Annotated in this window: 13 protein-coding genes; 12 read left to right on the top strand and 1 reads right to left on the bottom strand. The window is 71.1% G+C overall.

The genetic code is table 11. The features are described 5' to 3' along the window. Nucleotides 1–39 precede the first annotated feature (39 nt). The 12 genes from VNG13_09625 (at nucleotide 40) to purM (ending at nucleotide 12,504) form a co-directional block, all read left to right on the top strand. A complete protein-coding gene (locus VNG13_09625; GenBank protein HVA60777.1) occupies nucleotides 40–1,323 on the top strand; it encodes an adenylosuccinate synthase in 1,284 nt (427 codons plus the stop codon). Further along, nucleotides 1,320–1,910, top strand: a complete 591-nt coding sequence (locus VNG13_09620; protein HVA60776.1) for a GNAT family protein — start codon at nucleotides 1,320–1,322, stop codon at nucleotides 1,908–1,910. Before VNG13_09625 ends, VNG13_09620 begins: the two co-directional genes overlap by 4 nt. Then, nucleotides 1,907–3,178, top strand: coding sequence for a phosphoribosylamine--glycine ligase (gene purD / locus VNG13_09615; GenBank protein HVA60775.1), 1,272 nt, complete (start codon nucleotides 1,907–1,909; stop codon nucleotides 3,176–3,178). The genes VNG13_09620 and purD overlap by 4 nt, the downstream gene beginning before the upstream one ends. Next, entirely contained in the window at nucleotides 3,175–4,482 is a 1,308-nt protein-coding gene (purB, locus tag VNG13_09610; GenBank protein ID HVA60774.1) for an adenylosuccinate lyase, read from the top strand. Before purD ends, purB begins: the two co-directional genes overlap by 4 nt. Next, nucleotides 4,479–5,381: a phosphoribosylaminoimidazolesuccinocarboxamide synthase gene (locus VNG13_09605; protein ID HVA60773.1), complete on the top strand. Its 903-nt coding sequence runs from the start codon at nucleotides 4,479–4,481 to the stop codon at nucleotides 5,379–5,381. Before purB ends, VNG13_09605 begins: the two co-directional genes overlap by 4 nt. Nucleotides 5,382–5,423: 42 nt before the next feature. Then, entirely contained in the window at nucleotides 5,424–5,669 is a 246-nt protein-coding gene (gene purS / locus VNG13_09600; GenBank protein HVA60772.1) for a phosphoribosylformylglycinamidine synthase subunit PurS, read from the top strand. Between the two features lie 72 nt (nucleotides 5,670–5,741). Further along, nucleotides 5,742–6,245, top strand: coding sequence for a LysM domain-containing protein (locus VNG13_09595; protein HVA60771.1), 504 nt, complete (start codon nucleotides 5,742–5,744; stop codon nucleotides 6,243–6,245). A gap of 187 nt (nucleotides 6,246–6,432) precedes the next feature. Next, nucleotides 6,433–7,110, top strand: a complete 678-nt coding sequence (gene purQ, locus VNG13_09590; protein ID HVA60770.1) for a phosphoribosylformylglycinamidine synthase subunit PurQ — start codon at nucleotides 6,433–6,435, stop codon at nucleotides 7,108–7,110. Nucleotides 7,111–7,114: 4 nt separating this feature from the next. Further along, on the top strand, nucleotides 7,115–9,364 hold the full coding sequence (gene purL / locus VNG13_09585) for a phosphoribosylformylglycinamidine synthase subunit PurL (protein HVA60769.1): 2,250 nt from the start codon (nucleotides 7,115–7,117) through the stop codon (nucleotides 9,362–9,364). A gap of 10 nt (nucleotides 9,365–9,374) precedes the next feature. Then, entirely contained in the window at nucleotides 9,375–9,851 is a 477-nt protein-coding gene (locus VNG13_09580) for a sterol carrier family protein (protein ID HVA60768.1), read from the top strand. A 47-nt stretch (nucleotides 9,852–9,898) separates the two neighbouring features. Then, a complete protein-coding gene (purF, locus tag VNG13_09575) occupies nucleotides 9,899–11,443 on the top strand; it encodes an amidophosphoribosyltransferase (GenBank protein HVA60767.1) in 1,545 nt (514 codons plus the stop codon). After that, nucleotides 11,440–12,504: a phosphoribosylformylglycinamidine cyclo-ligase gene (gene purM, locus VNG13_09570; GenBank protein HVA60766.1), complete on the top strand. Its 1,065-nt coding sequence runs from the start codon at nucleotides 11,440–11,442 to the stop codon at nucleotides 12,502–12,504. Before purF ends, purM begins: the two co-directional genes overlap by 4 nt. A 3-nt stretch (nucleotides 12,505–12,507) precedes the next feature. Here purM and VNG13_09565 read toward each other — a convergent pair whose 3' ends face one another. Further along, nucleotides 12,508–12,717 (bottom strand): DUF3073 domain-containing protein, encoded by a 210-nt coding sequence (locus VNG13_09565; protein ID HVA60765.1) that lies wholly within the window; start codon nucleotides 12,715–12,717, stop codon nucleotides 12,508–12,510. Nucleotides 12,718–12,772: the final 55 nt, after the last annotated feature.

Below are 12,772 nucleotides of genomic sequence, written 5' to 3'. Positions count from 1 at the left end.
CTTGCGCCCGAGGCCTTCTCCGTGGGGAGGGGACGTCCAGTGCCCGCACTCGTGCTCGTCGGGGCTCAGTGGGGTGACGAAGGCAAGGGCAAGGCGACCGATCTGCTGGGTTCGACCGTCGACTTCGTTGTCCGGTACCAGGGCGGCAACAACGCCGGCCACACCGTGGTCATCGGCGACGAGACCTACGCCTTGCACCTGTTGCCGAGTGGCGTCCTGCGCCCGGACTGCGTGCCGGTTATCGGCAACGGTGTGGTCATCGACCCGGGCGTCCTCCTCGAGGAGATCGATGCGCTGACCGCGCGCGGGATCTCCTGCGAGCGCCTGGTCATCTCGGCTGACGCGCACCTGATCATGCCGCACCACCGTGCGCTGGACCGGGTGAGCGAGCGCTTCCTGGGGACCGCTCGGATCGGGACCACCGGGCGGGGGATCGGGCCGGCCTACGCCGACAAGGCCTCCCGGGCCGGGGTCCGCGTGCAGGACCTTTTCGATCCGGGCATCCTTAGGCAGAAGCTGGACCTTGCGCTGCGCGAGAAGAATCAGGTCCTCGCGAAGGTGTACAACCGCAAGGCGATCGAGCCGGGGGCGGTCGTCGAGGAGTACCTGCGCTACGCGGAGCGGATCCGGCCGCACGTGGCGGACACCGGCCTGTTGCTCAACCGGGCGCTCGACGAAGGTCGAACGCTCCTGCTCGAGGGCTCCCAGGGGACGTTGCTCGACGTTGACCACGGGACCTATCCGTTCGTCACCTCCTCCAACCCGACGGCGGGCGGTGCGTGCGCGGGCTCCGGCATCGGCCCGACCCGGATCAGTCGGGTCATCGGCATCCTGAAGGCCTACACGACCCGGGTCGGCTCCGGTCCGTTCCCGACCGAACTCGACGACGCGGATGGCGAACGGCTGCGGGCGGTCGGAGGCGAGTTCGGGGTAACCACCGGCCGACCGCGGCGCACCGGCTGGTTCGACGCTGTCATCGCCCGGTATGCCACCCGCGTGAACGGGATCACCGACCTCTTCCTCACCAAGCTCGACGTGCTCACCGGGTTCGAGCGGCTCCCGGTGTGCGTGGCCTACCGACTCGGGTCCGGCACCTCCGCGGACATGCCGATGACCCAGACCGAGTTCCACCATGCGGCGCCGGTCTACGAGGAGCTGCCCGGTTGGGACGAGGACATCTCCGACGCGCGCACCCTCGAAGAACTGCCGAAGAACGCCCGGGTCTATGTCAAAGCCATCGAGGAGATGTCCGGTGCACCGATCTCCGCGATCGGTGTCGGCCCGGGTCGGGACCAGACCCTTGTGGTCCGGGAGCTGTGGTGAAAGTACCCGGTCCGGTCACGCTGAACGGTCAGCACGTTCGTCTCGAACCGCTCGCCGAGCATCACGCGGAGGACCTGTTCGAGGCGGGCGCCGATGCCGAGGTGTGGCGGTGGCTGTCCGCCGATCGCCCCGCCGATCCGGTGGCCATGCGCGGGCAGATCGTTGCGATGTGGGCAGAAGGCCGGGTGCCTTTCGCCACGGTCCTGACTGAGACGGGGCGCCCGGTCGGCTCTACCTCCTACCTCGACGTCGACGTAGCGAATGCTCACCTGGAGATCGGATACACCTGGATCGGCCGGCCCTGGTGGCGCACCGCGGTCAACACCGAGGCCAAGTTGCTGATGCTCGACCACGCCTTCGATGAACTCGGTGCCGAGCGGGTCTCGCTGAAGACCGATCACCTCAACCTGCGCTCGCAGGCGGCGATCGAGCGGCTCGGTGCGGTCCGCGAGGGGGTGCTGCGGCACCGGATCCGTCGTCGGGACGGGAGCTGGCGGGACACGGTGTGCTTCTCGATTCTCGCCGCCGAATGGCCGGCTGCGCGGGCCCGGCTGGGCGAGCGCATGACCGTGGCCGGCACCCGGTGAGGGTGCTCGTCGTCGGCTCCGGTGGCCGCGAGCACGCGCTGGTGCAGGCGCTGGTGGCCGACCCCGACGTCGAGGAGGTGGTCGCCGCCCCGGGGAATCCGGGGATCGCGGAACACGCTAAATCGGTGCCCGTCGACCCGCTCGACGGTGTCGCTGTGGCCGTTCTGGCTGAAGACCATGATTGCGACCTGGTCGTGATCGGGCCCGAGGCGCCGCTCGTGGCTGGAGTCGCCGACGCCGTTCGCGGCCGGGGTATCGCTTGCTTCGGTCCGTCCGCCGAGGCGGCCCGAATCGAAGGGTCGAAGGCCTTCGCGAAGGAAGTCATGGCCGGCGCCGGGATTCGCACGGCGCACGCCCACGTTTTCACCGCCGGCCAGCTCGCCGCGGCGCAGGACCACCTGTGCGCGGTCGCGCCTCCATACGTGGTGAAGTACGACGGGCTCGCCGGCGGCAAGGGCGTCACGGTCACGCGCGACCTCGGCGAGGCGCAGGCGGCGGTGGCCGCCAGCCTCAGCCGGCCGGACGACCGAGTCGTAGTCGAGGACTTCCTCGAGGGCCCGGAGTTCTCGCTGTTCGCAGTCACCGATGGGCACACGGTCGTCCCCCTCATCCCGGCCCAGGACCTCAAACGCCTCCAGGACGGGGACGTGGGCCCAAACACCGGCGGGATGGGGGCCTACGCCCCCCTGCCCTGGGCGGACGCCGACCTGCTGTCCGTGGTGGCGGAGGAGGTCCTGGTTCCGGCGGTCGCCGAGCTCCATCGGCGAGGCGCCCCGTTCATCGGCTTGCTCTACGCCGGGCTGGCGCTGACCGCCGAGGGCCCAGCGGTCGTCGAGTTCAACGCCCGGTTCGGCGATCCCGAAACGCAGTCGCTGCTCGCCTTGCTCGACACGCCCCTCGCGGGGCTGCTCTTCGCGGCGGCCCGCGGGCGGCTGGCCCAGCACCCGGCGCTCTCCTGGCGGTCCGCCACCGCGGTCACCGTCGTCGTGGCCGCGGCCGGATACCCGCAGCAGCCGCGCAGCGGTGACCCGATCGGCGGGTTGGCGGCGGCAGCCGCCGTCCCGAACGTCAGCGTGTTCCATGCGGGGACCGCCCTGGTCGGCGGCCGGCTGGTCAGCGCCGGCGGTCGGGTTCTCGACGTCACCGCGGTCGGCACCGACCTCGGGCGTGCGCGAGAATCTGCCTACCAAGCGGTAGACCGGATCGAGCTGGCCGGGATGCAGGTGCGACGAGACGTGGCGCTCGCCGCGACCGGGGGTGACGAGTGATCGAGCGGTACACGCTGCCCGAGATGGGTCGGGTCTTCGGTGAGACGCACAAGTACGAGCTGTGGTGCCAAGTCGAGACCCTCGTGCTGGAGGCGCACGCCCGGGCCGGGGCGGTGCCGGCCGAAGTGGTTGAACCGGTACGGGCGGCACCCCCGCCCGCCCCCGACGCGGTCGCCGCGCTCGAGGCGGTGACCCAGCACGACGTCATCGCGTTCCTCAGCGCGTGGGCGGACAACACCCGCCCCCGGGAGGCCGCCGCCTATGTCCACTACGGGATGACGTCCTCGGACCTACTCGACACCGCCCTGGCCGTCCAGCTGGTCGAAGCCAGCGACCTGCTGCTCGCCAAGGCCAGCCGGTTGGTCGCCGCCCTTCGCGACCACGGGCTGGCCCACCGCGACAGCCTGCGGCCCGGGCGCACGCACGGGGTGCACGCCGAACCGGACGTGTGGGGTCATCGAGTTGCGGATCTCGCGTTTGCGCTCGCCCGGTCCCGCGACCGCCTGCTCCGGGCCCGCGACGCCGTGGCGGTCTGCAAGATCTCCGGGGCAGTGGGGACATATTCGAACATCGACCCGCAGGTCGAGCGCGAAGTTGCCGCCGCACTCGGGTTGCGGCCGGTTGCGGCCGCGACCCAGGTGGTCATCCGCGACGGGATATCCGAGTGGGTCGCCGCGCTGGCCATCCTTGCCACGGTCTGCGAGACGCTGGCCCTCGAGGTGCGGCATGGGCAGCGCACCGAGGTTCGGGAGCTCGAGGAACCGTTCGCCGTCGGACAGAAGGGTTCCTCGGCGATGCCGCACAAGCGCAACCCGATTCTCTGCGAGCGCATCTGCGGACTGGCCAGGATCGTGCGGGCCCAGGTGATCCCGGTCCTCGAGGGGATCCCCCTTTGGCACGAGCGGGACATCTCGCACTCCTCGGTCGAACGAGTGGCGTTGCCGGACGCCGCCATCGGGACGGACTACCTGCTGCACCTGACCCAGCGGCTGGTGACCGGTCTCACCGTCAACACCGAGCGCATGCGGGCCAACCTCGAGCTCACCGGTGGCCTGATCTACACATCCGCGGTGCTTCTCGAACTAGTCGCCGGCGGCCTTTCTCGGGAGGACGCCTACTCGCTCACCCAGGAGGCGGCGATGGAGACCTGGGAAACCGGCGCCCCGTTCCGGGACACGCTGCGCGCGCGGGCCGAGAAGGCCGGCCACCGACTCGACGAGGCCCGGATCGACGAGGTGTGCCGACCCGAGCGTTACCTCGAACACCTCGCCCCGGTCTTCGATCGGCTCGCGGAACTCTCGTGACCGGTCTCGATCTTCCGGGGCACCTCGGGTCCGGCAAGGTCCGGGAACTGTTCGCGGTCGGCGACGACCAGCTGCTGCTGGTCGCCACCGACCGGATCAGCGCTTTCGACCACGTGCTTGACGGCACTATCCCGGACAAGGGGGCCGTCCTGACCGCGCTCAGCCTCTGGTGGTTCGAGCAGTTGATCGACGAGGTCCCCAACCATCTGGTGACCGCCCGGGTGGACGAGTACCCGCCCTACCTGCGGGGCCACGCCGACGCGTTACGCGGCCGCTCGATGCTGTGCCGCCGACTGGACATGTTCCCCGTCGAGTGCGTCGCCCGGGGGTACCTGACCGGTTCCGGGTTTGCCGACTACCTGGGCACCGGGGCGATCTGCGGTCATCCCCTGCCGCCGGGGCTGCTCGACGGCGACCGGCTGCCCGAGCCTTTGTTCACCCCGGCGACCAAGGCGGCGCTCGGCGACCACGACGAGAACGTCGCCCCCGCGAGCCTGGCCGCCAGCCTGGGTGCGGGGTTGGCCGGCGACCTGGAGCGGCTCACCCTCGCCGTCTACCGCAGGGCCGCCGGGATCGCGCACACCCGGGGGATCATCCTCGCCGACACCAAGCTCGAGTTCGGCCGTGACCGCTCCGGATCGGTGGTCCTGGCCGACGAGGTACTAACGCCCGACTCGTCACGGTTCTGGCCTGCCGACGCGTGGCGGCCGGGCGGCACGCAGCCCTCGTTCGACAAGCAGTTCGTCCGAGACTGGCTGGTCGGCGAGTCCGGCTGGGATCGCACCGGGCCGCCCCCGCCGCTCCCGGCGGAAGTGGTTTTGGCGACCCGAGCCCGGTACATCGAGGCATACGAACGCCTGACGGGGCGGAGCTTCGCCGACTACCTAGCGGGTGCGTAACGGGGGGATACCCTCTGCCCGGACCGAGTGAAGGAGCGCTAAGTGGCCCGGGTCGTCGTCGACGTCATGCTGAAACCGGAGATTCTCGACCCGCAGGGCCAGGCGATCGTCCGAACGCTGCCGGACCTGGGCTTTTCTGGTGTGGCCGCAGTCCGGCAAGGGAAGCATTTCGAGCTCGACATGGAGGGCGAACCGGACGCGGCGCTGCTCGATCGGGTGCGCGCGATGGCTGACGCGCTGCTGGCCAACCCGGTCATCGAGGAGTACACGGTCCGCATCGCGGACTAACCGGACGAACTACCTGGAGATGGTTCCGATGCACCATCTAGCCATCGCCGGGACCCGACGACGAACAACGATGTGTCCTCGCTCGCTGTCTCCGCCGGCGGCCGCCCGCTGCCCCGGCTGAGCTTCCTCCCCCGCGCGGCTGACCCGTGGGCGGCGGCGGCCGTTCTCACCGCGCTCACCCTGGCGTCGGTGCTGGCCCGCCACCCGCTGACGCGCGACATCGGGACCTCCAGCGCGATCCCCTCGCTCATCCTGCCCGCGCTGCCCGCCGCAATCCCGATGCCTATCCCACCCGGGACCGTGATTATCACGCGGCCGGTCGCTTCGCATCCACCGCGTGATCCGTTCCGCCCCGATTCCGGGCCACGGAGATCGGTGACGGGCCACGAGGGGCGTGGCTACCGGGTGAGCGCCGGGGACTCGTTGTGGGGGATCGCCCGGCGACTCGAGGGGACCGGCGCGACGCCGAGCCAGACGGCGGCGCTGAGCCGGCGGCTCTACGTGCTCAACCGCGCCGCGATCGGGTCCGACCCGGATCGACTCACCGTCGGCACGACGCTGGTGCTGCCGGCTTGAGCCCCGAAACCCCCGACGCGATCATCGGGAGAACCGCGAGTGTGCAATTCTCGACGGCTCATCGGCGTGTCGGTGTCGGAAATTGCACACTCGCGGTTCAGCGGTCCCCGGCGGGCCGCCGCCGTGAACCCCCTCCACGGCTAGGCCGTCGATAGACTGGCCGCATCCGAGTTCTGGAGTCGCCCCGATGTCCGCCCGCGTAGGCGTGGTCACCTTCCCCGGGTCACTCGACGACCGGGACGCCGCCCGGGCGGTCAGCCTCGGCGGCGGTGAACCCGTCGCCCTCTGGCACGGCGAAGACGACCTCGGGTCGGTTGACGCCGTCGTGCTGCCCGGCGGCTTCTCCTACGGTGACTATCTGCGAGCCGGCGCGATCGCCCGCCATAGCCCGATCATGCGGGCGGTCATCCGGGCCGCGGCGCACGGGCTGCCCGTTCTCGGCATCTGCAACGGCTTCCAGGTGCTCTGCGAGGCCGGCTTGCTCCCGGGTGCGTTGATCCGCAACGCCGGCCTGCACTTCGTCTGCCGCGACCAGACCATTCGGGTGGAGAACGCGACGACGGCCTGGACCCGGGGACTCCCCGATGGCGCCGAGTTGCTGATCCCGGTGAAGAACGGCGAGGGCCGCTACGTTGCCGACGAGGCAACCCTCGACGCCCTCGAGGCATCGAACCGGGTGGTCTTCCGGTACTCCGCGGGCAACCCGAGCGGCGCGGCCCGCGACATCGCGGGGATCGGCAATGCTGCCGGCAACGTGGTCGGGCTGATGCCGCATCCCGAACACGCGGTAGACCCGCTCACCGGACCCAGTGACGACGGGCTCGGCCTGTTCCGGGCGGTCCTCGGCGCTCTCGTGGGGAGCTGACCGGGTGCTCGACACGGTGGACCGCGCGGCGGCACAGCCAGACGTGCCCCAGCCGTTCGGCGAGCTGGGCCTGCGCGAGGACGAGTACGCGCGGATCCGCGAGATCCTCGGCCGGCGCCCGACGGCCACCGAGCTCGCCATGTATGCCGTGATGTGGAGCGAGCACTGCTCCTACAAGTCGTCGAAGCTTCACCTGCGGCAGTTCGCGGAGAAGGCCCCGGACACCGGCGTGCTCCTGGTCGGGATGGGCGAGAACGCCGGAGTCGTCGGGGTCGGGGCAGGGCTGGCGGTCACCTTCAAGGTGGAATCCCACAACCACCCGTCCTTCGTCGAGCCCTACCAGGGGGCAGCCACCGGGGTCGGCGGCATCGTGCGCGACATCCTCACCATGGGGGCGCGCCCGGTCGCGGTCATGGATTCGCTGCGGTTCGGACCCGCCGAGGCCCCGGACACGCGTCGGCTCCTCCCCGGCGTCGTCGCCGGAGTCGGCGGATACGGCAACTGTCTCGGCCTTCCCAACATCGGCGGCGAAGTCGCATTCGACCCGACGTACGCCGGCAACCCGCTGGTGAACGCGTTGTGCGTCGGCGTCCTGCCGGCCGACCGGATCCAGCTGGCTCGGGCCACCGGTTCCGGAAACCGCGTCGTCCTGCTCGGCGCGAAGACCGGGCGGGACGGGATTGGCGGGGTGTCGGTTCTGGCCTCGGCGAGCTTCGACCGCGACGCGCCGCCGGCCAAGCGCCCGAGCGTGCAGGTCGGCGACCCGTTCACGGAGAAGATCCTCATCGAGTGCTGCCTGGAGCTGTTCGCCGGCGATTTGGTCAGCGGCATCCAGGACCTGGGCGGCGCCGGCCTCACCTGCGCTACCTCCGAGATGGCGAGCCACGGCGGGTCTGGATTCCTGGTCCGTCTCGACGACGTCCCGCTGCGCGAGCCGTCGATGGACCCGCTCGAGGTGCTCACCTCCGAGTCCCAGGAACGGATGCTGGCGGTCGTCGAACCGGACAACCTGCCCGCGGTCCTCTCGATCTGCCGCCGGTGGGGAGTCCTGGCGACCGACATCGGTGAGGTCACCGACAGCGGCCGGCTGGTCGTCAGCTGGCACGGTGAGCGGGTGGTGGACGTCCCGCCCGGCTCGCTGGCCGACGACGGCCCGATCTACCACCGGCCGATGCGACGTCCGGCCGACCTCGATGCGATGCGGGCGGACCCGCCGACGCCGCAGCGGCTGGGGCGGCCGCAGACCGGCTCCGAGTTGGCGGCCACCCTGCTGGATCTCGCCGGCTCGCCCAACCTGTGCTCCCGACGCTGGGTCACCGATCAGTACGACCGCTATGTGCTCGGCAACACCGCGCTCGCGATGCCGCACGACGCCGGCGTCGTGCGGCTCGACGAGGCAAGCGGTCTCGGCATCGCGCTGAGCCTCGACGGCAACGGTCGCTACGCCCGTCTCGATCCCTACGTCGGAGCTCAGCTCGCGCTCGCCGAGGCCTATCGCAATGTCGCGACCACCGGGGCCCGTCCGATCGCGGCCACGAACTGCCTGAACTTCGGTAGCCCCGAGGATCCGGAGGTCATGTGGCAGTTCGCCGAGGCCGCCCGCGGCCTCGCGGACGGCTGCCTCGCACTTGAAGTTCCGATCACCGGCGGCAACGTCAGCTTCTACAACCAGACCGGGGTGACGGCGATCAACCCCACTCCGGTGGTCGGCGTGCTCGGCGTGCTCGACGACGTGCGCCGGCGGCTGCCGATCGGCTTCCCGGCCGGCGCCTCGATCTGGTTGCTCGGCACCACGCGCGAGGAGTTCGGCGGGTCGGAGTGGGCCTGGCACGTGCACGGTCATCTGGGGGGACGCCCGCCGGCCGTCGACTTCGCGGCGGAGCGCGCGCTGGGCCGCCTGCTTGCCGACGGTTCGGCTGCCGGTTTCCTCGTGGCCGCCCATGACCTGGCCGACGGCGGGCTGGGCGAGGCCCTCGTCGAGGCCTGCCTCGACGGTGGGGTGGGGGCCCGGGTACGGCTGCCGGAAGGCGACCCTTTCGTGGCGCTGTTCAGCGAGACCACCGGCCGGGCCCTGGTCGCCGTCGCGCCTGGCGGCGAGGCGGATCTCACCGCGAACGCCATCCGGAACGAGGTCCCCGCGCTCCACCTGGGCAAGGCCGGCGGCGCCGACCTCGCCGTCGACGGCGAATTCAGCATCGGCCTCGCGGACCTCCGGGACGCCCACGCGAGAACGCTCCCGGCGCTGTTCGGCTGACTCGCCGCCGATGCCGCGTGCCGCGGACCCCGACGAGGTCAGGCAGGCGCTGGCCGCCCAGCGGCAGCGGCTCGTCGTCGCTGGGCTGCCTGTGGCGCAGCGCATCCAGACCGACGATTTGGTAGCCGCGCTGATCGACGCCGTCGGGTGCGGGCTGGACCGGTCGGAGCCGGTACCGCCCGTTACCGCCGCGCTGAAGATCGTCGTGCGTGCGCTGGCCGCGACCCTGGTACGGCGCGCGCCGGGTCGGTCGGTCGAGCTCCGGGTGGCCCCCTATGCCGCGGTTCAGTTCGGTGCCGGACCTCGACACACCAGGGGCACCCCCGCGAATGTCGTCGAGACCGATCCGCTGACCTGGGTTCGGTTGGCGAGCGGTCGGCTCGGGTGGGCAACCGCGGTAGAGGCCGGTCTGGTCCGCGCCAGCGGCGCCCGCTCGGACCTGTCCGGCTGGCTGCCCCTGACCGACTCGGCGGGGCGGCTAGACTGACCACGCTTCCCCAGACTGCCCGGTGCCCATCCCTGAGGAGCTCGTCCGTGGCGCATGCCGACGGCAGGCTGACCCTCGATGACGCGGGACCCAAGGACGCCTGCGGTGTATTCGGCGTATGGGCGCCGGGGGAGCAGGTCGCGAAGCTCACCTACTACGGCCTGTACGCCCAGCAGCATCGTGGGCAGGAAGCCGCCGGCATCGCCTGTAGCGACGGCAGTGACGTAGTCGTGTACAAGGACCTCGGGCTGGTGTCCCAGGTGTTCGACGAGCCGATGCTCAACGCGCTCACCGGGCATCTCGCCATCGGGCACGTTCGGTACTCCACGACCGGGTCCAGCACCTGGGAGAACGCGCAGCCCACCTACCGGGCTACCGAGACGGGTGGCGGGATCGCCCTCGGGCACAACGGGAACCTCACGAATACGGCCGACCTCGCGGCCCGGGTGGCCGAGCTCGCGCTGGTAACAAGTGGCGAATCGCTCGGCGCGACCACGGACTCGGACCTGATCACGGCTTTGCTCGCTGCGCACCCGGATCTGTCCCTCGAAGCCGCCGCCCTTCGGGTCCTGCCGCTCCTGCACGGGGCGTTCTCGCTCGTCTTCATGGACGAGCACACCCTCTACGCGGCCCGCGACCCGCACGGCGTCCGGCCCCTCGTCCTGGGGCGGCTCGAGCGTGGATGGGTGGTGGCCTCGGAGAGCGCGGCCCTCGACATCGTCGGCGCCCAGATGGTCCGGGAGATCCAACCCGGTGAGCTGATCGCGATCGATGAGCACGGCATGCGGGCCTCGCGGTTCGCCGAACCGACCCCGCACGGCTGCATCTTCGAGTACGTCTACCTGGCCCGACCGGACACGACGATTTCCGGTCGGTCGGTTCAGGAAACCAGGGTCGAGGTAGGGCGTCGGCTGGCCGCCGAGGCTCCGGCCGAGGCGGACCTCGTCATCCCGGTCCCCGAGTCCGGTACCCCAGCCGCGATCGGCTACGCCGAGGCCAGCGGGATCCCATACGGCGAGGGGCTGGTGAAGAACCGCTACGTGGGGCGGACCTTCATCCAGCCTTCGCAGACGATCCGTCAGCTCGGAATCCGGCTCAAGCTCAATCCGCTGCGCGAGGTCATTTCCGGCAAGCGTCTGGTGGTGGTAGACGACTCGATCGTCCGAGGCAATACCCAGCGGGCGCTGGTCCGGATGCTCCGCGAGGCCGGCGCCCAGGAAGTGCACGTCCGGATCTCCAGCCCCCCAGTGCGCTGGCCGTGCTTCTACGGGATCGACTTCGCGACCCGGGCCGAGTTGATCGCCAGCGGGCTCGGGATCGACGATATCCGCAAGTCGATCGGGGCGGACTCGCTGGCCTACGTCTCCCTCGACGGCCTGGTCGCGGCTACGACGCTGCACCGTGATCGGCTCTGCCGGGCCTGTTTCGACCGCGAGTACCCGATCCCGCTGCCGGCTCCGGAGCTCATCGGCAAGCAACTGCTCGAGGGCATCGAGCGCGCGGTCGCGGCCAGCCCGTCGCCGGGCTCCGACCCCGACGATGCGACCCGGGCGCCCGGTGTCGGTGCGGCGGATGCGCTCCTTCGGCCGTGACCGATCCTGACCGACCGGGCGTCACCTACCGGGCGTCCGGCGTCGACATCCAGGCCGGCGACCGGGCGGTGGAGTTGATCCGGGCCCAGGTCGCCCGCACCAACCGCCCGGAGGTGGTCGGCGGTCTTGGCGGCTTCGCCGGTCTGTTCGCCATCGACCCGACCAGGTGGCGCCAGCCGCTGCTCGCGACCTCGACCGACGGGGTCGGCACGAAGCTCGCGATCGCGCGGGCGATGGACCGGCACACGACCGTCGGACTCGACCTCGTCGGCATGGTCGTCGACGACATCGTTGTCTGCGGCGCCGAGCCGCTGTTCCTCACCGATTACATCGCCTGCGGTCGGGTGGTGCCCGAACTGATGGAGGCGATCGTCAGTGGTGTGGCCGACGGCTGCGCGCTCGCCGGCTGCGCGCTGATCGGCGGCGAGATCGCGGAGCATCCGGGACTGCTCGAACCCGGCGAGTACGACCTGGCCGGGGCGGGGGTGGGCATGGTCGAGGCCGACGATCTGCTCGGGGCCGACCGGGTTCGCGCCGGCGATGTCGTCATCGCACTGGCCTCCTCCGGCCTCCACGCGAACGGTTACTCCCTCGCCCGACGGGTCCTGCTCGAGATGGCCGGGCTCCCCCTCGGCGGAGCCCTCGACGAGCTCGACGGCGCGACGCTCGGCGAGAGCCTCCTCACCCCCACGCGGATCTACGCCCGCGACTGCCTCGCCCTGGCCGCGGAGGTCGAGATCCACGCGTTCGCCCACATCACCGGCGGTGGCCTCGCCGGTAACCTCGCGCGGGTCATCCCGGACCGGCTCAGCGCCGTACTCGACCGAGGGAGTTGGGCGCTCCCGGCCATCTTTCGGCTGATCGCGGACCGCGGATGTGTCGTCACCGATGAGATGGAATCGACCTTTAACGAGGGAATCGGCATGCTCGCGGTCCTGCCGCCGGTCGCCGTGGACCCCGCGCTCGCGATGCTGAAGTCACGCGACGTCCCGGCGTGGGTCGTCGGCGAGGTCCGGGCCGGCCGCGGCGTCACCCTCGTCGGAGAACACCGGGCCGGTTAGCTTTCAGCCCCCGGTGGCGTGCCCGGCCTCGGCCTCGGCCTCGGCCTCGCCGTCGTAGGCGAGCCCCTCCTGGTCGACCTCGGTGGCCCCGTCGAGTTCGCCGCGGCTAGCCGCGAGCTCGGCTTCGAGCCGGGTCAGGTCGGTGCCGCCGCTGCCGTACTTCAGCTGGCGCGCGACCTTCGTTTGCTTGGCCTTGGCCCGGCCGCGCCCCATGGCTCGACCCCCTCACGGCGCCCGCAGGGGACGCACCCGCTGGAACTTTGCCCCG

This window comes from Mycobacteriales bacterium, from assembly GCA_035533475.1.
Classification (GTDB): domain Bacteria; phylum Actinomycetota; class Actinomycetes; order DATLTS01; family DATLTS01; genus DATLTS01.
Note: the sequence above shows the minus strand (reverse complement) of the source record. Positions and strands in the feature narration are given on the sequence as shown.

Excerpts from the sequence above, each read along its gene's own strand:
- purQ (HVA60770.1), top strand. The coding sequence starts at position 6,433 with ATGTCCGCCCGCGTAGGCGTGGTCACCTTCCCCGGGTCACTCGACGAC.
- VNG13_09580 (HVA60768.1), top strand. The coding sequence starts at position 9,375 with ATGCCGCGTGCCGCGGACCCCGACGAGGTCAGGCAGGCGCTGGCCGCC.
- VNG13_09565 (HVA60765.1), bottom strand. The coding sequence starts at position 12,717 with ATGGGGCGCGGCCGGGCCAAGGCCAAGCAAACGAAGGTCGCGCGCCAG.